The organism is Gordonia sp. SL306 (assembly GCF_026625785.1).
Lineage (GTDB): Bacteria > Actinomycetota > Actinomycetes > Mycobacteriales > Mycobacteriaceae > Gordonia.
The window spans coordinates 689,981-709,528 of record NZ_CP113063.1 but is presented as its reverse complement, the minus strand read 5'-3'; the positions used below and the strand labels follow the sequence as shown (position 1 = coordinate 709,528).

At 67.5% G+C, this 19,548-nt stretch carries 18 protein-coding genes; 13 read left to right on the top strand and 5 right to left on the bottom strand.

Features of this window, described 5'->3' with window-relative positions:
* The first annotated feature begins 195 nt into the window (after nucleotides 1-195).
* Nucleotides 196-1,371 carry an MFS transporter gene (locus OVA31_RS03395; protein WP_267631389.1) on the top strand — a complete coding sequence of 392 codons (1,176 nt, stop codon included), beginning with the start codon at nucleotides 196-198 and terminating at the stop codon, nucleotides 1,369-1,371.
* On the opposite strand, the gene OVA31_RS03390 is transcribed toward OVA31_RS03395, so the two are convergent.
* Nucleotides 1,299-2,267 carry a diacylglycerol/lipid kinase family protein gene (locus OVA31_RS03390; RefSeq protein ID WP_267629706.1) on the bottom strand — a complete coding sequence of 323 codons (969 nt, stop codon included), beginning with the start codon at nucleotides 2,265-2,267 and terminating at the stop codon, nucleotides 1,299-1,301. The genes OVA31_RS03395 and OVA31_RS03390 overlap by 73 nt on opposite strands.
* Nucleotides 2,268-2,483: 216 nt before the next feature.
* On the opposite strand from OVA31_RS03390, the gene OVA31_RS03385 reads away from it, so the two are divergent.
* Nucleotides 2,484-2,903 carry a hypothetical protein gene (locus OVA31_RS03385; RefSeq protein ID WP_267631388.1) on the top strand — a complete coding sequence of 140 codons (420 nt, stop codon included), beginning with the start codon at nucleotides 2,484-2,486 and terminating at the stop codon, nucleotides 2,901-2,903.
* Between the two features lie 85 nt (nucleotides 2,904-2,988).
* Complete coding sequence (locus OVA31_RS03380) at nucleotides 2,989-3,774, top strand: ParA family protein (protein ID WP_267629705.1); 786 nt, start codon at nucleotides 2,989-2,991, stop codon at nucleotides 3,772-3,774.
* A gap of 25 nt (nucleotides 3,775-3,799) precedes the next feature.
* Here the strand turns inward: OVA31_RS03380 and OVA31_RS03375 are convergent, their stop codons facing one another.
* The 3 genes from OVA31_RS03375 to OVA31_RS03365 are packed head-to-tail and all read right to left on the bottom strand — an operon-like array spanning nucleotide 3,800 to nucleotide 7,161.
* A complete protein-coding gene (locus tag OVA31_RS03375; RefSeq protein ID WP_267629704.1) occupies nucleotides 3,800-4,132 on the bottom strand; it encodes a VOC family protein in 333 nt (110 codons plus the stop codon).
* Between the two features lie 60 nt (nucleotides 4,133-4,192).
* Complete coding sequence (locus OVA31_RS03370; protein ID WP_267629703.1) at nucleotides 4,193-5,476, bottom strand: hypothetical protein; 1,284 nt, start codon at nucleotides 5,474-5,476, stop codon at nucleotides 4,193-4,195.
* A 41-nt stretch (nucleotides 5,477-5,517) separates the two neighbouring features.
* The gene (locus OVA31_RS03365; RefSeq protein WP_267629702.1) at nucleotides 5,518-7,161 is read right to left on the bottom strand and encodes a DEAD/DEAH box helicase; all 1,644 of its coding nucleotides are present in this window, start codon (nucleotides 7,159-7,161) and stop codon (nucleotides 5,518-5,520) included.
* A 305-nt stretch (nucleotides 7,162-7,466) separates the two neighbouring features.
* Between OVA31_RS03365 and OVA31_RS03360 the strand changes: the two genes are divergently transcribed.
* Nucleotides 7,467-8,168: a ferritin-like fold-containing protein gene (locus tag OVA31_RS03360; RefSeq protein WP_267629701.1), complete on the top strand. Its 702-nt coding sequence runs from the start codon at nucleotides 7,467-7,469 to the stop codon at nucleotides 8,166-8,168.
* 156 nt (nucleotides 8,169-8,324) lie between these two features.
* Nucleotides 8,325-8,558 carry a DUF3107 domain-containing protein gene (locus OVA31_RS03355; protein WP_267629700.1) on the top strand — a complete coding sequence of 78 codons (234 nt, stop codon included), beginning with the start codon at nucleotides 8,325-8,327 and terminating at the stop codon, nucleotides 8,556-8,558.
* 71 nt (nucleotides 8,559-8,629) lie between these two features.
* On the opposite strand, the gene OVA31_RS03350 is transcribed toward OVA31_RS03355, so the two are convergent.
* Nucleotides 8,630-9,274 (bottom strand): TetR/AcrR family transcriptional regulator, encoded by a 645-nt coding sequence (locus OVA31_RS03350; protein WP_267629699.1) that lies wholly within the window; start codon nucleotides 9,272-9,274, stop codon nucleotides 8,630-8,632.
* Nucleotides 9,275-9,469: 195 nt separating this feature from the next.
* On the opposite strand from OVA31_RS03350, the gene OVA31_RS03345 reads away from it, so the two are divergent.
* From OVA31_RS03345 to OVA31_RS03310, 8 genes are all read left to right on the top strand, one after another.
* Nucleotides 9,470-10,522 carry a DUF3152 domain-containing protein gene (locus OVA31_RS03345; protein WP_420714189.1) on the top strand — a complete coding sequence of 351 codons (1,053 nt, stop codon included), beginning with the start codon at nucleotides 9,470-9,472 and terminating at the stop codon, nucleotides 10,520-10,522.
* Between the two features lie 101 nt (nucleotides 10,523-10,623).
* The gene (gene moeZ / locus OVA31_RS03340) at nucleotides 10,624-11,799 is read left to right on the top strand and encodes an adenylyltransferase/sulfurtransferase MoeZ (protein WP_267629698.1); all 1,176 of its coding nucleotides are present in this window, start codon (nucleotides 10,624-10,626) and stop codon (nucleotides 11,797-11,799) included.
* A 124-nt stretch (nucleotides 11,800-11,923) separates the two neighbouring features.
* Nucleotides 11,924-12,778: a TIGR02569 family protein gene (locus OVA31_RS03335; RefSeq protein ID WP_267629697.1), complete on the top strand. Its 855-nt coding sequence runs from the start codon at nucleotides 11,924-11,926 to the stop codon at nucleotides 12,776-12,778.
* Nucleotides 12,779-12,959: 181 nt separating this feature from the next.
* Nucleotides 12,960-14,435 carry a nitrate/nitrite transporter gene (locus tag OVA31_RS03330; RefSeq protein ID WP_267629696.1) on the top strand — a complete coding sequence of 492 codons (1,476 nt, stop codon included), beginning with the start codon at nucleotides 12,960-12,962 and terminating at the stop codon, nucleotides 14,433-14,435.
* A gap of 40 nt (nucleotides 14,436-14,475) precedes the next feature.
* A complete protein-coding gene (gene nirB / locus OVA31_RS03325; RefSeq protein WP_267629695.1) occupies nucleotides 14,476-17,049 on the top strand; it encodes a nitrite reductase large subunit NirB in 2,574 nt (857 codons plus the stop codon).
* Nucleotides 17,046-17,465: a nitrite reductase small subunit NirD gene (nirD, locus tag OVA31_RS03320; protein ID WP_164308852.1), complete on the top strand. Its 420-nt coding sequence runs from the start codon at nucleotides 17,046-17,048 to the stop codon at nucleotides 17,463-17,465. The genes nirB and nirD overlap by 4 nt, the downstream gene beginning before the upstream one ends.
* Complete coding sequence (locus OVA31_RS03315) at nucleotides 17,462-18,640, top strand: uroporphyrinogen-III synthase (RefSeq protein WP_267629694.1); 1,179 nt, start codon at nucleotides 17,462-17,464, stop codon at nucleotides 18,638-18,640. Before nirD ends, OVA31_RS03315 begins: the two co-directional genes overlap by 4 nt.
* Nucleotides 18,637-19,383 carry a sirohydrochlorin chelatase gene (locus OVA31_RS03310; protein ID WP_267629693.1) on the top strand — a complete coding sequence of 249 codons (747 nt, stop codon included), beginning with the start codon at nucleotides 18,637-18,639 and terminating at the stop codon, nucleotides 19,381-19,383. The genes OVA31_RS03315 and OVA31_RS03310 overlap by 4 nt, the downstream gene beginning before the upstream one ends.
* Nucleotides 19,384-19,548 lie beyond the last annotated feature (165 nt).

Here is a 19,548-nt window from a genome sequence, read left to right as displayed (position 1 = left end):
CGCGTTCTTCACGTGGAATTCGCCCGATTTCCCAGGTCGTCGTCACAGATCACTGGTGGCATTGGCGTCAACCGCAGTATTCTGTGAGCCATGCCACGACGACGATGTTGATCTTCATCACATCGACTGAGGGCGGCTGCTTACGTTGCCGCTCTGGCCGAGGACGCCATCCCGCTCTATCCGCTCTATGCGGTGATGTTCGCGGACCCCACGGTACCGGGGGCGGGGTTGTCGGCGGCCTCGATCTCCTCACTGTTCATCGTGTGGTCGGCATGCTCTTTCCTGTTCGAGATCCCGACCGGCGTGCTGGCCGATCGCGTACCGCGACGAATGCTGCTGGTGGCAGGGCCGTTGTGCAGCGGGGCGGGCTTCGCCCTGTGGACCTGGTGGCCGTCGTTCGGCGCCTTTGCTGCCGGATTCGTGCTGTGGGCCGCGGGTGCCGCGCTGCGCTCGGGTTCGCTGCAGGCACTGCTCTATGACACTCTCGCCGCTCGTGGGCAGGCCCTGCAGTACGCAGCCGTCGCCGGTCGGGTGCGGGCGATGGGGGCGACCGGAGTCCTGCTCGGGACCGCCGCAGCGATCCCGCTGACCGCGTGGGGCGGTTATTCGGCCGCGGGGGCGGCCGGCGTCGTCTCCTGCATCGTCTGCTCGGCGGCGTCGGCGATGTTGCCCGAGGATGCGCCGCCACGGCGCGAGGCCGAGCACGACGATGCCGATCCAGAGTGCGGTGGAACCGCGGCCGGGTGGCGCATCGTCGTCGGCGAAGCGGTCACCGGCCTGCGCGGCGATCGAATGCTACGTCGTCTCGTCGTCCTGCTGATCGCGCTGACCTGGGTGGCGGCGCTCGACGAATATCTGCCACTGCTGGCAGACGCCATGTGGTCGGGCGCCACGTGGCCGGGCCCGGCGGCGGCCACCGGCGTCTCGATGCTCATGGTGGTGGTGGCCGTCGGGGACATCGCAGGTGGCCATGCGGCATCACGCACCGACGTGACCGACTTCCGCCCGCGTCGTCTGGCGCCCTGGCTGCTGGCCGGCGCCGTGGCACTGGCGATCGGTGCCGCTTCCGGTCATCCCGCCGGAATCATCTTGGTGGCGTTCGCATTCGGCGTCTTCGGCTGGTCGCTGGTGATGGCCGATGCGATGATGCAGCACCGGATCCCGTCGGGTGCCCGTGCCACCATCACATCGGTGGTCGGAGTGGGAGAGGAGACGGTCGCGATCGCCGCCTTCGGTGCGTGGGCGGCCGGATCGGAGTGGCTCGCGCCGACGACATCGTTCGCCCTGGCCGCCGTCCCCTACGCCGTGCTCGCCGTGGTGTTGATGGTCTCGTCGTCGGGTGCGACCACCGCGAGGGCCTCCGGGCGATAGCCGAAGTCGATGGACTGATGGGCCCCGATGTAGTCACCATCCATCTGGACGTCGATCGGCTCGTCGGCCCGGAACCGCACCCACGCCACGTCGTCGTCGCGATGGAGATGCCGGGCCTTCGGGTTGCGGTGCGTGAGCAACCGCGCGGCGAGGGGCAGATTCCGCGCCACCGATGTCGAGGTCGCCGCGAACAGCCCGAGGCGGGTGTCGAATCCGGTCGTCGGGTTGGTCCGGATCTCGTAGTCGCCGAAGTAGGTCCACGGGCTGGTGTTGCTGACGAACCCGTATCGGACGTCGGTGATGGGTTCGTGGTCGGGGATCTCGACCGTGAACGACGCGCGGCTGGCGGCATGGCGGACGAAGGACGCGACGGTCGTCCACAGATACCGAGAAGGAGTCGCGGCCTTGCCCGCGTGGCGCTTGTCCTCCATGGCGTGGACGACGACGGCGTCCATACCCATGCCCGTGTTGAACAGGAACCAGCGGTCCTGTGTGTGACCCAGGCCGATCCGCCTGCACCGACCGGCCTCGAGGAGCTCGATGATCTGCGCGGTGGCCGCGAGCGGGTCCGAGCGCATGCCCAGGGTGCGGGCGAACACGTTGGCGCTACCGCCGGGGATCACTCCGACGCTCGGCAGCCTGCGGGTCGGATCGGTGGCGCCCGGGGCCCCCAGGATTCCGTTCACGGCCTCGTTCACCGATCCGTCGCCGCCGTGCACGATGACGACGTCGACGCCCTCGGCGACCGCTCGTTGCGCCAGTTCGCCCGCATGTCCGCGGTGCGTGGTGTGTTCGACGTCGAGGGTGAACCGGGAACCGAGGGTGTGCGCGAGCGCATCGCGGCCCGCCGGACTGGTGGCCGTCGCGAATGGATTGACGATGAGCATGACGCGCACGAGACCCCACGATATTGGGTGTGCAGGTGTGACGTACATCCGCCCGTCGTCGGTGCGGGCGCGGCGTCCGTCTCGGGCGGCGTCTCGTCCGGGGGCGAGCGGCGCCGCACGAGTACTCACCCATAGTCTGGACGGGTGAGCACGAAGCGGGGCGGCAACGCCGATGGAGGCGACGACCAGCACCGGGAGCCGGATGAACAGGCCGATTCCGAGCAGGTGCCGACGACGATCCGGGTGGCCGGGGCGGTCACCGCGATGGAGGGTGCGATCGCGGTCATCGTGGCCGTCGTCCTGGCGATTCGCGAGGCCGGCGGTCACCGGGAAGCCGCGATCAGCGGCTACGGAACGGCAGCGTGGTTCGGCATCATCGGCGCAGGCGTGGTGATCGGCGGGATCGCTCTGCTGACCGGGCGCCGCTGGGGGCGCGCGATCGCGGTGGTCGCCCAGATCCTGCTGCTACCGGTCGCCTACGCACTGCTCACCGACAGTCATCAGCCGTGGTTCGGGATTCCGCTGGCCATCGCCGCGCTGGCGGTCCTGGTTCTGATCTTCAGTCCGTCGTCGACGCGCTGGCTGGTGGGGGAGTACGAGCCCGACGGCCCGTCCGACAACGGCTCCCGGGCGCGCAAGCGCTGAGTTTTCTCGCGCCGCCGACCGCGATTCCTCGGCCCGCCCCGGCGTTAACCCCGACGACGGCGCTGATGGGCCGTACAGTTGGCACATGACCCGTATGCTCGCCATCGCGAACCAAAAGGGTGGGGTGGCCAAGACGACGACGGTGGCGTCGCTCGGGGCGGCGCTTGCCGACCTCGACGTCTCCGTCCTCGTGGTCGACCTCGATCCCCAAGGCTGTCTTACCTTTTCACTGGGGCACGATCCCGACCAACTCGAGGTCTCGGTGCACGACGTGCTGCTCGGCGAGGAGGAGATCGCCGACGTCCTCCTCGACACCGACGACAACGTGACCCTGTTGCCGGCCACGATCGATCTGGCCGGTGCCGAGGCACTGCTGCTGATGCGGCCGGGGCGCGAGTACGCACTCAAACGGGCGCTCGCCGAGGTGACCGAGGACTACGACGTCATCCTCATCGACTGTCCACCGTCGCTGGGGGTGCTCACCCTCAACGGTTTGACCGCCGCGGACGAGGTGGTGGTGCCACTGCAGTGTGAGATGCTGGCCCATCGCGGCGTGGGGCAACTCCTCCGGACCGTCACCGAGGTGCAGCAGATCACGAATCCCGGCTTGACCATGCTCGGGGCGGTGGCCACGCTGTACGACGCGCGGACCACTCACAGCCGTGACGTGTTGTCCGACGTCTCGGACCGCTACGACCTCCCGGTACTGGAACCGCCGATTCCCCGCACGGTCCGGTTCGCGGAGGCGTCGGCGTCCGGAACATCAGTGATGCGCGGCCGAAAAAACAAGGGCGCCAATGCATATCGCGAACTTGCCGAGAATCTGTGGAAGTACTGGGACGCCGGAGAGCCGGTCCGTACCTCCGCCTGACCGCCACGGGACGGGCCGCCTGGCGTCATTGGACGACGACGACCCGATTCCCGTCGGGATCCTCGAGCTGCAGGAATCGCACCGCCGTCGCATCGACGATCTCGGGGTGATCGACGCCCACCGCGTCGAGATGACGTTCGAACGCGTCGAGGTCCGACTCGACCAGGACCACTGTCGATCGGCCCGCCCACTCGGGCTCGAGCTCGACCTGCAGTCCGTACTGTTCTCCGAACTGCCACTCGACGAGACCGTCCATCGGACGGTCGGTGGGGCCGGTGCCGAGTACTGCGGTGTACCAGGATTCGGCACGGGCGAGATCCGCCACCGTCGATTGGGCCAGCACTCCGTGGATCGTCATCGCGCTCCGTCCTCGAGGAAATCGCCGCGACGGCGTCGGCCGCAGCCTTCGTTGCCGACGCTACGCCGGTCCGTATGCTGCGACCGTCGATCCCCACTGTTCGATCACGGTGGAACCCAGTACTCGTAGGCTGATCGGCCCGCGGGTGTATCCGTCACGCCGGACCGGGATCGATCGCACCTCACGGCCGGTGGCCGCGTCGCGCACGCTGATCCCCGTCGCAGTCGGGAGAAGCAGCTGACCGGCCATCACGTCGCCGGTGCCGACGGCACCCGGCACCTGGTAGATCGGACGCACGTTCTGGGCGTCGAGCACGACAGTGGTACCGCCGGTGAAATAGGAGGTCAGCCCGCCGTTGGTGACAGGCTCGACGTCGTCGGGTGGAGCGGGGGCGCCGGCGACCGTATTCACCACGGTGGGCGCGCCGTCGGTGGTGAACTGCCGCACCGACGGTGCGACCGGTCCCGCCGGGGCGTCGTTCGACGCCGGGGCCGGACGATTGCCGCCGCCGTCGTAGACCGCGATCCCGGAGCTGCTCATGGCGATCGCGACCGGCGCAGGCCCGGATGTGCCGTCGGTGATCAGCGACGACCCGTACTGCTGGACCTCCTCGTCCTTGTTCAGTACCGCTCCGAGGACGGTCAGCCGGTACCCGGGTTCGTCTCCGCAGTGTTCGATGACCGCGACGCGATCGCCTCCCGTTGTCGCCGACATGAGTCGGCATCCGGTCCGGCCGGGCTGCACATCCGGTTTGACGGGCGCGTCGACACGTCCGTACTCGATACCGCGGACGAGATTCGACCCCCAGGTCTCAAGTCGCGTGGAGCCTTGGGACACAACATAACCCGAGTCCGAGACCAGGTGGATGCGGTCGTCGGCGTCCGAGCTTCGGCCGCCTTGGCGCTGCCCGGATGAACCGTCGAGAGCCGTGACCTCGCCGCACCCGCGCGAATTCCGGTAGGCGGCCAGGACCTCGTTGTTGCTCGACGGCCAGGCCGCGAGTACGGCGCACAGGCCGAGATCGCGCCGGTAGTGCCAGACCTCGTGGCCGGTGGCGGGATCCCGGCCGACCACGGAGCCACCGTCGGCCGTCACCACCACCGACCGCGCGATCGCGGGGGTGTGGGTGACCGCCGATCGCGCACGCCAGAGCGGCGTGAATGCAGCCGGTACGGCGGTGGCCGGGGCGACGTCGGGCACCGACGCTGCGGCCTGTGCGCTGTCGGTGTGACGCACCGCGCTGTGGGCCCACACCAACAGTCCGGCGACGAGCAGGATCACCACGATGGCAGCACTGACGACGAGGTCGACCGGTGTTCGTCGCTCAGGTCGGATTCGTACCACGCACCCTCCGGTCGCCGCGCTGGGAAGTGACTAGGCCGGGATCACTCGGCGGCCGAGGCGGCCGGCGTCTCCTCGGTGTGCTGTCCGTTCGACGAGGAACCGCCGCGCTTGGCACCGCCACGGCGACGGCGACGTCGACGTGGCTTGTCGCCGGTCTCGTCCGCGGAGGCGTCGGTGTTGTCGGCGGCCGGGGTGTCCGGGGTCGTGCTCGTGGACTTCTCGGAACCGGCAGGCGAGCCGTCGGCGGACGCGGGGCGGCCGGCGCGGGTGCGCCGACGGGTCCGATTCGACTTGGGGCGCTCCGACCGCGGACGTCGCTCCGACTTCGAGTCGCTGTCCGAGCTGGTCTTCGGCGCGGCGATCCGTCCGGTGGCCGATTCAGGGATTCCGAGTTCCGACCGCAGGTGCTCGGAGGTCGAGTAGGTCTCGACAGGGTCGGCCATGTCGAGGCCGAGTGCCGAGTTGATCAGCTCCCAGCGGTGCATCTCGTCCCAGTCGACGAAGGTGATCGCGATGCCGGTGCGGCCCGCGCGACCGGTGCGGCCGATGCGGTGCACGTAGGTCTTGTCGTCTTCAGGGCACTGGTAGTTGATGACGTGGGTGACGTCGTCGATGTCGATGCCGCGGGCCGCGACGTCGGTGGCGACCAGGACATCGATGTCGCCGGTGCGGAATCGCTTGAGCGCCTTCTCGCGTGCCACCTGGCCGAGGTCGCCGTGGACGGCGCCGACGGAGAACCCGCGTTCGCCCAGGTCGTCGGCGACCTTCTGCGCGGTGCGCTTGGTTCGCGTGAAAATCATTGTGGCGCCACGGCCTTCGGCCTGCAGGATACGAGCGACGAGCTCTGCCTTGTCCAGTGCGTGGGCGCGGTAGACGTGCTGGGTGGTGCGTTCGTGGATGGCCGAATCATTGGCGTGCTCGGCGCGGATGTGCGTCGGTCGATGCAGGAACGTCCGGGCGAGGGTGACGATCGGGCCGGGCATGGTCGCCGAGAAGAGCATCGTCTGCCGCGGCGTGGGCAGCGCCGACATGATCCGCTCGATGTCGGGGAGGAAGCCGAGGTCGAGCATCTCGTCGGCCTCGTCGAGGACGAGGATCGACACCTTGCCGAGGACCAGGTGGCCCTGCTGGGCCAGATCGAGCAATCGGCCCGGTGTACCCACCACCACGTCGACGCCGGACTGGAGGTCGGCGATCTGCGACTCGTACGGCCGGCCGCCGTAGATCGACGTGATCTTCAATGGCCGGTTGGTGCCGTCGGCCAGGGTGACGTCGAGTTTGGGTGCGGCGACCTCCAGGTCGCCGGTGACCTGCAGGCACAGCTCGCGGGTCGGGACGATGATCAGGGCGCGCGGCGTGTTGTCGAGGGCGCGCAGGCCCGATTCCTCGGCGTGTGCGAGGCGGTGGAGCAGGGGAACGCCGAAGCCGAAGGTCTTGCCCATGCCCGTGCGGGCTTGTCCGATCAGGTCGTCGCCACTGAGAGCGAGGGGGAGGGTCAGTTCCTGGATCGCGAAGGTGTGGGTCTTGCCGTCGTCGGCCAGGGCCGAGACGATCCGTTCGTCGACGCCGAGTTCGGCGAACGTGGGGGAGGTGTGGGTCTCGTCGACGATGGTGGTCTTCACGTCGTCGTCCGTGCCGCTGGTCGGCGCGGTGTCGTTCGTCTGTGTCGCGATGGAATCGCTCATGTGAGGTTGTATGCCTTTCTGCATTTTCCCGCACGCACGAAAGGCACCACAGTGGGATCGAGCGGCTTGCGGAGAAAGGGGTCCGGGTGGACCGGGCAAACCGTGGTCGGTGACTGTGTGGTGGCCAGGTCGGGCTGCATCGCCCGACATGAGTGCGCGCACATTGTCCGGTGCCTGCGCGGGTGATCCGGATCGGTCGACCGGCCATGCGGCAGTCGGGCTGACACCGGATCGTCATGGTCGCGTCAGTGCACCGTTGTCAAGTGTACTTGGTGAACGCTTCGGCCCCGCCTACCATCTCCACCATGTCGACCGCGCCGCCCCCATCCGGAGTCACGCCCGATCCCGCAGCCCGTCCAGTAATCGACGGCGACGGTGGTGGAATCGCCAAGCTGTTCGCCGTACTCCTCGCTGGTGAGTACGCCGCTTTTTACCGTCTGATCGACGAATCGCGGATGGCGCCGGACGTCCACAGCCGGATCGCGATCGCCCGCATGGCCGCTTCGGAGATCGGACATTTCGACACGCTCGCCGCGCAGGTGGCGTCCCGCGGGATCGACCCGACCGAGGCCGTCGAACGGTATCGCGGGATCTTCGACCAGTATCACCAGGTCACGACACCCAAGACCTGGTATGAGGCGTTGGTCAAGGCGTATCTCGGTGATGGGCTCGCGGCTGATTTCTACACCGAGGTCGCGGGCGTGCTGCCCGTCGAGGCCCAGGCGATCGTCGGCGAGGTGATGGCGGAGACCGCCAACTCGCGGTTCGCCCGGGAGCAGGTGGCGGCGGCCGTGGCCGCCGATCCGGCGCTCAAGTCGCCCCTCACGCTGTGGGGGCGTCGGCTGCTCGGCGAGGCGGTCACCCATGCGCAGTGGGTCCTCGCGGCGGAGGAGGAGGTCACCGATCTGCTGTTCGCAGGGGCGGCGTCCCTGCACGGGGTCGCGAGCTTCTTCGATGCGATCGCCGACGAGCACGGCAAGAGGATGAGCGAGCTCGGTCTCGGATGAGGCGCCCACTGTTTGCGCTGTGAGCGGAGCCGCTGTCGGCGCCGTCGCGGGCTGAACTAGCCTGGTGCGGCACAGAGTCGTCGTGCGCCATCGGCGTCGGCACCACCGGTGTCGGCCCGTCGGCGTGGGCGCCGTCAGAGGAGAAGAAGGGTGGCCATGGCCGTTGAAGTGAAGATCGGTATCACCGACAGTTCACGTGAGCTGTCCATTCAGACCACGCTCACCAGTGACAAGGCGTACGCCGAGGTAGAGGCTGCACTGTCGGGCAAGCAGCAACTGCTCGCACTTGTCGACGACAAGGGTGCACGGTTCCTGGTGCCGGTCACGAAGATCGCCTACGTCGAGGTGGGTAGCTCGGAGAATCGCCGGGTCGGTTTCGGCGCCACCTGACCCGACCTCCTGCGATCGGTTGCTGTCGGGACCGGGCATTGCGCTCCGGGTGCCCGGCAGCCGCCGATCGATCAGGATTCGTCGTCTGCCGATTCGTGCATCGGCACGTGCGACAGTCCACCCCAGAGCAACGCGACCGTCGTGTCGACGGCGGCCTGCTTGCCCACGGGACGTTTCGCCTCGAGCCAGTAGCGCGCATTCACCTGGCTCGCACCGACCAGTCCGGCGGCCAGCATCCGCGATCGATACGGATCCAGACCCGAGTCGTGCATGACCAGTCCGTAAACGGCGTCGACACAGGCCTCGGTGGCGCCCTCGACCCGCCGGATCACCGCGGGGTCCATCGCGTCCGAGGAGAAGATCAGTCGGTATCCCGAGTTGTCCTGATCGATGAAATCGAAGAAGGCCTGGACGGCTGCCTGGACGCGCTGCTTGTTGTCGGTGGTCGTGAGCAGCGCGCGGTTCACATCGCTGACCAACTTCTCCGCATGCGAATCCACGACGGCGATGTACAGGTCGAGCTTCGACGGAAAATGTTGGTAGAGAACAGGTTTGCTCACCCCGGCGTGTACCGCGATCTCATCCATCCCGGCCGAGTGATAGCCACGCTCCACAAAGATCTCGCTGGCGGCGTCGAGTAGCTGCATCCGACGTGCACTACGTGGCAGACGCGTGCTGCGCCCCGCGCTGTGCGCAGAGTTCGTGGTGGTCGACATGCGTTGAGCGTACTCGGGGTCCATCGGCGGAACCGATTCGCACAGACCGTCGTCGGCCCTCGGTTCCCCGGATCCACGCTGACCTGTGAGAAAGTTGACCCTGTGAGTCACCCAGGAGGCGGGCCGAACTCCGGGAGCGCAGGTGCCGGCGCACCCGACGCCGGGGTCGGCGGCACGCGAGCACGTGCCAAGGACATGGGGCCGCGGGCGCCCCGGCGGGACAGTGGGTCGTCGGGCGGACCGGCGACCGGCGGATCGTCGACCATGGAGGCGGGTCCCCGGACCCGCCCCAGACCGGACCAGCCGTTACGGGCGCGCTGGGACCCGACCGACGACAACGGACGTGTCCGTGTCGACCGCGATGCCCAGCCGGAGCGGAAGAAGCAGAGTGCTCTCGGCCGGTTCGTGGCGACCTACGGGTGGCGGGCCTACGCGATCCCGCTGCTCGTGATCCTGACGATCGTGCTCATCGTGATGACCGTTCGGGACGGGAACGACGCCGCCGTGACACCCGCAGCCGACGTCAATCCGGATTCGGCATCGCGCAACACCGACGTCAGCAAAGAGACCAAACCGATCGGTGCGCCCACCGGCACCATCCAGGCCGCGTCGCTTCCGGCGGGCACCCTGCCGCCGGGCGGGCCGTACACGCAGAAGGGCCGGGAGTCCTATCACGTGGTCCCCGGCGCGGGAAAGCAGGTCGGGACCGGTCCGCAGGTGTACACCTACACCGTCGAGGTGGAGAACGGCGTCAACTCGCAGGACTTCGGAGGTGACCGCTCGTTCGCCAAGATGGTCGACTCCACTCTGGCCAACCCGCGCAGTTGGATCGGCGACGGAAAGGTGGCCTTCCGCCGGATCGCAGGCGGCGAACCCGACCTGCGGATCACACTCGCTTCACCGGCCACCGCCCGCGAACTCTGCGGCTACCAGATCCAACTCGAGACATCGTGCTTCTATCCGCCGGAGAAACGCGTCACCCTCAACGAGGCGCGGTGGGTGCGGGGTGCGCTGTCCTATGAGGGCGACGATCTGCTGTATCGCCAATACCTGGTCAACCACGAGACCGGCCACGGCATCGGCTACGAGTCGCACGAACCCTGCAAGGAGAACGGTGCGCTCGCCCCAGTCATGATGCAGCAGTCGTTCGGGGTCGCCAACAGCCAGATCATGGCTCTCGATCCGCAGATGCAGGCCAATCGCAACCTGGTCTGCAAGCCGAACCCCTGGCCGTTCCCCAACAAGTGAGCCTCGCGGCATACGTGTCACCCGCCGCGACGGAATGACCGCGGCGTCGAGACCGTTGAGCACAACAGTCCACTTTTGAGTCAGATGTACTGGAGGCGCCCGTGTCATCCTTGCCCCCGCTGGTCGAACCCGCAGCGGAACTGTCGAACGAAGAGGTGGCGCGCTACAGTCGGCACCTGATCATCCCCGACGTCGGGATGGACGGGCAGAAGCGGTTGAAGAACGCGAAAGTGCTGGTGATCGGCGCCGGCGGCCTCGGCTCACCGACGCTGCTCTATCTTGCCGCCGCCGGGGTCGGGACCATCGGCATCGTTGAATTCGACGTCGTCGACGAGTCGAATCTGCAGCGCCAGGTCATCCACGGCCAGTCCGACGTCGGACGTCCGAAGGCCGAGAGCGCGCGCGACTCGATCACCGAGATCAACCCGTACGTCACCGTGAACATCCACGACGAACGGCTCGAACCCGAGGGCGCCATCGAACTGTTCTCGCAGTACGACCTGATCCTCGACGGCACCGACAACTTCGCGACGCGATACCTGGTGAACGACGCCGCGGTGCTCGCCCACAAGCCCTACGTCTGGGGATCGATCTACCGGTTCGAAGGTCAGGCGTCGGTGTTCTGGGAGGACGCCCCGGACGGTCGCGGCCTCAACTACCGCGATCTGTACCCGCAGGCGCCACCGCCGGGCATGGTGCCGTCGTGCGCGGAGGGTGGGGTGCTCGGCATCCTGTGTGCCTCCATCGGCTCGATCATGGGCACCGAGGCGATCAAACTGATCTGCGGCATCGGTGAACCGTTGCTGGGTCGACTGATGGTCTACGACGCCCTGGACATGACCTACCGCACCATCAAGATCCGCAAGGATCCGGAGGGTGCACGCGTGTCCGAGCTGATCGACTACGACGATTTCTGCGGCGTGGTCTCCACTGACGCGGCCGATGCCGCGGCGGGTTCCACACTGACCCCGGCCGAGCTCAAGGAGAAGATCGACCAGGGCGACAAGCTCGCATTGATCGACGTGCGTGAGCCCGTCGAATGGGACATCGTCCACATCGAGGGCGCGACGCTGATCCCCAAGGACGAGATCCTCTCCGGCGCGGGTCTGGCGAAGGTGCCGCAGGATCGTCCGACGGTCCTCTACTGCAAGACCGGAATTCGGTCCGCCGAGGCGCTCGCAGCGCTCAAGCGCGCAGGATTCGCCGACGCCAGCCATCTGCAGGGCGGCGTCACGGCCTGGGCTAATCAGGTGGACAAGACACTGCCGGTCTACTGACCGCTGGCAGGTTGCTGTTTGTGCGCACTCGCGGCACGAACAGCACCCGATCGGTCATCTCGGTAGCCCGCGGCACCGCGTCGCTCCCGCATTCTCCCTGGTTCGATCGGTAATCTCTGCAGTTGTGAAGACCCTCGAGCCACCCGAACACGTGCTCAACACGTTCGGGCTGACCGCCCACCCGCCGATCCCCATGGGCGATTCCTGGATCGGTGGCTGGCGTGTCGGTGAGGTCGTGTTGTCGCTGGTTCCCGACCACGCACGTGCGGCGTGGTCGGCATCGGTGCGGGAGTCGCTCTACGTCGAAGGGCTGCGGGTCGCGCGCCCCTTCCGCGCCACCGACGGCCGCTATGTGGTGTCGGGTTGGCGCGCGGACACCTACATCGCGGGGGTACCCGAGCCGCGCCATGACGAGGTCGTCCTGGTGGCCGATCGGCTGCACGCGGCGACGGCCGAACTCGAGCGGCCGAGGTTCCTGCTGCAGTCGCCTGCGCCCCCGCACACCGACGTCGACGTCTTCACCGCCGCCGACCGCGCCGCCTGGGAGGACGTCCCGATGCGCACGGCGCGCGCGGCCGGCATGGGTGAGCCGACCTCTGAAGACGGTGTGGCGAGCGTCCAGATGCTGAAAACTCTTGCCACGCTTCGCAAGAACGTGGATCTGAAGTCGCAGGTCGTGCACGGCGACCTGTTCGGCACGGTGCTGTTCGCAGGTGCCGCGGCGCCCGGCATCACCGACATCGTCCCGTACTGGCGGCCCGCGCCCTGGGCTGCCGCCGTCGTCGTCGTCGACTCGCTGGCGTGGGGTGGCGCCGACGACGACCTCGTCCATCGCTGGGCGGATCAGCCGGAGTGGCCCCAGATGATGCTGCGCGCGACCATGTTCCGGCTGGGGGTCCACGCGTTGCATCCACGGGCAACGGCGGGCGCCCTGCCCGGTCTGCAGCGGGTCGTCGACCTCGTTCGATTGCTACTCTAGGGCAATCGCCGCAGGTAAGGCCCTTGCGGCGCCTTCTCACAGGGAACGCGCCACAAAGTGAGCACAACGTGACTCTTCGGTCACGCGAGGGAAAATGCCGGCAACACTGGCTACCTAACGTGGCATCCAATCGTCCGACACCGTCGTCGGCCAACCAGCCCGACCCACGATTGGATGGCCCATGCCTGCACCCGTCGCCTCTTTGCGGAGCGCGCTGAAACGTGACCACAAGATCACCGATTGGGATCCCGAGGACCGAGAGGCCTGGGACGGCGGCAATGCGGCCGTTGCCAAGCGCAATCTGATCTGGTCGGTGATCTGCGAACACGTCGGTTTCTCGATCTGGTCGCTGTTCTCGGTGATGGCCCTCTTCATGGGGCCGGAGTACGGCATCAGCCTCGATCAGAAGTTCGTGATCGCCGCGACGGCGACCTTCGTCGGCTCCTGCCTGCGAATTCCCTACACCCAGGCGACTGCGCGCTTCGGTGGGCGCAACTGGGCGATCTTCAGTGCGATCGTGTTGCTCATCCCCACCGGCCTCACGATGATGCTGATGATGAATCCCGGCGAGTTCGGGTTCGGCTGGTTCCTCGCCGTTGCCGCGCTGACCGGCTTCGGTGGCGGCAACTTCGCCTCGTCGATGACCAACATCAACGCCTTCTATCCGCAGCGACTGAAGGGGTGGGCGCTCGGTCTCAATGCGGGCGGCGGCAACATCGGTGTCCCGGTCGTCCAGCTGATCGGTCTGCTGGTGATCTGGCTCGCGTCCGATCAGCCCGAGATCGTCTGTGCCGTCTATCTGGTGGCCCTGGCGGTCGCGGGTGTCGGCGCGGCGATCTACATGGACAATCTCGATCACCAGACGTCGAGCGCTCGCGCGATGCTGGACTGCCTCCGGCACCGCGACACCTGGCTGATCTGCTTCCTCTACATCGGCACGTTCGGTTCATTCATCGGGTTCGGTTTTGCGTTCAGTCAGGTCCTCAACATCAGTTTCACCTCCGCAGGCGCTGCCAAGCCGGCGCTGGCGGCCGCGCAGATCGCCTGGATCGGTCCGCTGCTCGGATCGCTGTCCCGCCCGTACGGCGGCAAGCTGGCCGACCGTGTCGGCGGCGGCAAGGTGACCATGTACAGCTTCGTCGCGATGACGTTCTCGGCCGCGATCCTCGTGGTCGCGGGTTCGATCGCCGACGCCAACGGCAAGGTCATCGGCGGCGGCGTCCTCGCGGCGTTCATCGTCGGCTTCATCCTGCTGTTCCTGATCTCCGGTATCGCCAACGGATCGGTGTACAAGATCATCCCGACGATCTGGGAACACAAGTCGCAGAGCATCACCGGTCTCAACGTGAACGGCAAGGCCAAATGGTCGCGCAGCATGTCGGGTGCGCTGATCGGGATCGCCGGTGCCGCCGGAGGCCTGGGCGGCGTCGGGATCAACCTCGTCCTGCGGGCCAGCTACAAGTCGAATCAGTCGGCCACCGTGGCCTTCTGGATCTTCATGGTCTTCTACGTGGTGGCCGGGATCATCACCTGGTGGTTCTACGCTCGCCGCCCGATCGTCGCCGCGGCGACCACCGACCTGCAGGTGGCAGATCCCACCGCCGCGACGACCCAGCCGACCACGGACCCCGGGTCCACCGACAAGGCGATGGCCTGACCGCGAGTCCGGTCCGCCGTCGAACGCGAGGGAGTTACCAGTGACCAGCGAATCCAGAACGGCAGTCGTGGTCGGCCACGGCATGGTGGGTCATCGTTTCGTGCAGACGCTACGTGATCGCGACACCGAGAGGCTCTGGCGCATCGAGGTGGTGTGCGAAGAGCCGGATCCGGCCTACGATCGTGTGGGACTGTCGTCGTATGTGGGCTCGTGGCAGCGTGATTCGCTGGCTTTGGAGGGCAACACCTACGCAGGCGACGATCTCGTCGTGACACACCTCGGCGAGACCGTCACCGACATCGATCGGTCCGGACGTCGCGTCGTCACCTCGAACGGCCGCGAGATCGACTACGACGCTTTGATCCTGGCCACCGGATCGTACGCGTTCGTGCCCCCGGTCCCCGGTCACGACCACGAGAAGTGTTTCGTCTATCGCACCCTCGACGATCTCGACGCGATCCGGGTGGCCGCCGAGGCCGCAGGTCCCGGCGCCCCGGGTGTCGTGGTCGGTGGCGGCCTGCTGGGGCTCGAGGCCGCCAATGCGCTGAAGTCGATGGGGATGACGCCACATGTGGTCGAGTTCGCCCCGAGGCTGATGCCGATGCAGGTCGACGACGGCGGCGGCGCGGTGCTGAAGAACCTGGTCACCGACCTCGGGCTGACCGTGCACACGGGTGTCGGCACCGCGAACATCGCCGACGGCGAGTCCGACGGTGTGACCGTCACACTCAGCGACGACAGCGAGATCGATGCCGCGCTGGTGGTGTTCTCGGCGGGTGTCCGACCACGCGATCAGCTGGCCCGCGACGCGGGCATCGCCGTCGGCGAGCGCGGAGGTGTCCTCGTTGACACGAACTGTCGTACCGACGATCCGGATGTCTACGCGATCGGCGAGGTGGCCGCGGTGGACGGCCGGTGTTACGGGCTGGTGGCGCCGGGGTACAGCACCGCCGAGGTGGTCGCCGATCAGCTGTTGGGCCGGGAGAGCACCTTCCCCGGGGCCGACATGTCGACCAAGCTCAAGCTCCTCGGCGTGGACGTCGCCAGCTTCGGCGACGCCATGGCGACGACGGAGAACGCGCTCGAGATCGTCTATCACGATGCGGTGGCCGGCCGGTACGCGAAAGTCGTGGTGTCCGACGACGCCACCACGCTGCTCGGCGGCATCCTGGTCGGCGACGCATCGGCCTACGCGATGCTCAAGCCGATGGTCGGCCGGGAGATCCCCGGCGATCCGGCCGCGTTGATCGCGCCCGCCGCCGGCCCGGGTGTCGGTATCGACGTGCTGCCCGACGATGCCGAGATCTGTTCGTGCAACGGTGTTTCCAAGGGCGCGATCTGCTCGGCGATCGCGGCAGGCGCCTGCGAGATCGCCGATGTCAAGAAGGCAACCTGCGCGGGCACCACGTGCGGCGGTTGTCTGCCGAGTGTGAAGGCGTTGCTCGCCGCGTCAGGCGTGGAGCTCTCCAAGGCCCTGTGTGAACACTTCGGGCAGTCGCGCAGCGAGTTGTTCGAGATCGTCTCCGTCACCGGGATCCGGACGTTCTCGGAGATGATCGAACGGTACGGGACCGGGCAGGGGTGCGAGATCTGCAAGCCGACCGTCGCCTCGATCCTGGCATCCACGTCCAGCGATCACATCCTCGACGGCGAGCAGGTCGCGTTACAGGACACCAATGACCACTTCCTCGCGAACATGCAGAAGAACGGTTCGTACTCGGTGGTCCCGCGGATGCCGGGCGGCGAGGTGACCCCCGAGCAGCTCATCGTGATCGGCGAGATCGCTCGTGACTTCGGGCTCTACACCAAGATCACCGGCGGCCAGCGCATCGACTTGTTCGGGGCCAGGGTCGATCAGCTACCGGAGATCTGGCGTCGGCTCGTCGACGCGGGTATGGAATCGGGCCACGCGTACGGCAAGAGTCTGCGCACCGTGAAGAGCTGCGTCGGGTCGACCTGGTGTCGCTACGGGGTCCAGGACTCCGTCGGCATGGCCGTGTTCCTGGAGAAGCGATACCGCGGCCTCCGGTCGCCCCACAAATTGAAGTTCGGGGTTTCGGGTTGTGCACGTGAGTGCGCCGAGGAGCGTGGCAAGGATGTGGGCGTCATCGCCACCGAGAACGGGTGGAATCTCTACGTCGCGGGCAACGGCGGCCAGAGCCCGAAGCACGCGCAACTCCTGGCCGGTGGAGTGGATGACCGGACGTTGGTCGCATACATTGATCGGTACCTGATGTTCTATGTCCGAACTGCCGATCGGCTGCAGCGCACCGCGCCGTGGCTGGAGTCGTTGGAGGGCGGTCTCGACCATCTGCGCGCGGTGGTCTGTGACGACAGCCTCGGACTGGCCACCGAGTTGGAGGCGTCGATGGAAGCGCATGTCGCCGGGTACCGGGACGAGTGGGCCGCCGTTCTCGACGACGAGGAGAAGCTCAAGCGCTTCGTCTCGTTCGTGAACGCACCCGACGTGGTCGACCCGACGATCAGATTCGCCGACGTCGACCGGAAGGTGCCGGTGCTGCTCGACATGCCTGCGATGCCGGCACGTGAGAGCGCGGCGCAGACCGCGGTCCGTGACGTGACCGAACCCGAACGTGAAGGAGTGCCGACGTGATTCTCGCTCATGAACCCGCCGAACCCGGGACCCATCCCGACGCGGTGCCCGGGGAGTGGGTGCGCGCCTGCGCAGTGGCCGATCTGGCGATCGGGCGCGGCGTCGGTGTTCTCGGGCCGGATTTCGAACAGGCCGCTCTGTTCCGTGTGCCTGCGGTGGAGACCGACCGCGAGGCCGTCGTCGGCCGAACACGGCTGTATGCGATCGGCAACATCGATCCGTTCTCTCGTGCCGCGGTGCTCTCACGCGGCGTGAGCGGCGACCGTTCGGGTGAGCCGACCGTTGCGAGTCCGCTGGGGAAGCAGGTGTTCTCCCTGCGCACCGGGCTGTGCCTCGACGACGAGACGACGTCGGTGGCGAGTTACGCCGTCCATGTCGTCGACGACATGGTCGAGGTGTTCTTCCCGCGCCGATGAGCACACACAAGCACAAGGACTCCGATGCCCCGGAGAGCCTGCCGTTGGCGGGTTTCACCATCGGGATCACCGCAGCACGTCGCGCGGACGAGTTCGCGGCGCTGCTGACCCGGCGGGGCGCCGAGATCATGGCCGCACCGACCATCCGGATCCTGCCGCTCACCGACGACACCGAGCTCGAGCGCGTGACGAAGGAGATCATTGGTGATCCGCCGGAACTGATGGTCGCCACGACGGGTATCGGCTTCCGCGGCTGGGTGGAGGCGGCCGACGGATGGGGAAGTGCCGAGTCGTTGATCGACGCCCTCGGTAAGAGTCGGCTCATCGCTCGCGGGCCGAAGGCAAAGGGCGCCATCCGAGCCGCAGGCCTGCGGGAGGAATGGTCGCCCGAGAGTGAGTCGTCGTCGGAGGTACTCGACCGGCTGCTCGAGCAGGGCGTCGACGGAGTGCGGATCGCCGTGCAGCTGCACGGGGCGACCACCGAGTGGGAGCCCCTGCCGGACTTCTGTGCGGTGCTGCGTGCCGCGGGCGCACGGGTGCTGCCGGTGCCGGTCTACCGCTGGCACATGCATCCCGACGTCGACCGGATCGACCGGATGGTCGGGGCGGTCACCCGGGGCGACCTCGATGCCATCACGTTCACCAGCGCGCCTGCCGCGGCAGCCATCCTCACCCGTGCCAAGGAACTGGGGAAGCTCTCGCAGTTCGTGCATGCCATGAGAACCGCGGTACCGGTGATGTGCGTCGGTTCGGTGACGGCCGGACCACTCGAGGCCTTGCAGATCCCGACGATCTATCCCAAGCGATTCCGTCTCGGTGCGCTCGCGCGACTGATCACCGAAGAGCTCCCGCGGCGCAGTCACAATCTGCGAATCCACGGCCACAACACCGCGATCCGCGGTCAGGCCGTCGTCGTCGACGGTGACCTCCGTGATCTGTCGGCGACCAGCCTCGGCCTACTCAAGGCGCTTGCCGCGGCTCCCGGCCGGGTCGTCTCCCGTCAGGAACTCCTGGCCGGCCTCCCCGGCGACAGCTGTGACACGCACGCCGTCGAGGTCGCCGTTGCCCGCCTGCGTAATGCGTTGGGGGACCCCAAGATGATCCAGACCGTGGTAAAGCGTGGGTACCGACTCGCGGTCGACCTGGAGTACGACGGAGAGGACGACCCCGAATGACGCGCAGGAACAGCGACCCGATCTTGCCGACCGGGGACCGACTTCGCGACATCAGTCCCGTCCTGGTCGCCCACGGCACCCGGAACCCGCATGGTGTCAACGTGATCGCCGAGATCGCCGAGGCGGTCAGTGATCGGATCGGTACCACCCGGACAGCGTTCGTCGACGTGCTCGGACCGACACCTGCCGAGGTGATCGCGGATGTCGATCGGCCGGCTGTTCTCGTGCCCGCCTTCCTGGCGTCGGGATATCACGTGCGCAAGGACATCCCCCGGCACGTCGTCGAAGCGGGCCGGGCGGACACTGTGGTGACCCGCGCGCTCGGACCGGACCCCGCCATCGCGGCGGTGGCGCGGCTACGGCTGATCGAGGCGGGCTGGGTGCCGGGCGACGCCGTGGTGCTGGCCGCTGCCGGGTCTTCTGACGAAAGTGCCTGCGGTCAGGTTCATCTCGCGGCACGCCAGCTCGAGTCGCTGATCGGCGGGCGGGTGGAGGTGGGGTTCATCGCGACCGCATCACCATCGGTGCCGGAAGCGCTCGAGCGTGCCTCCCGACAAGGTCGCCGTGTGGTGATCGCGAGTCATCTGCTGGCGCCGGGCCTGTTCCACAACCGGTTGCACACCCACGGTGCCGACGCGGTCGCCGATCCGCTCGGCGCGGATCGCCGGATCGTCGATCTGATCGTCACCCGGATGCGCGCCGCGGTGAGCCCGTATCGGCGGAACGCCGTGGTCCGTCGCTGAAAGTCGTTGTCGTGGCGGATGATCTCGATACACCGGCTCGCCTGGCGGCTCGCCGGCCACTCGATCGGCAGTGGAGATCGAGGGCGCCGTCCTGTTCCGCTGGTCGAGTAGCCGCGTCCTGTTCCGCTGGTCGAGTAGCCGCCGAGCGAAGCGGGGCAGCGTATC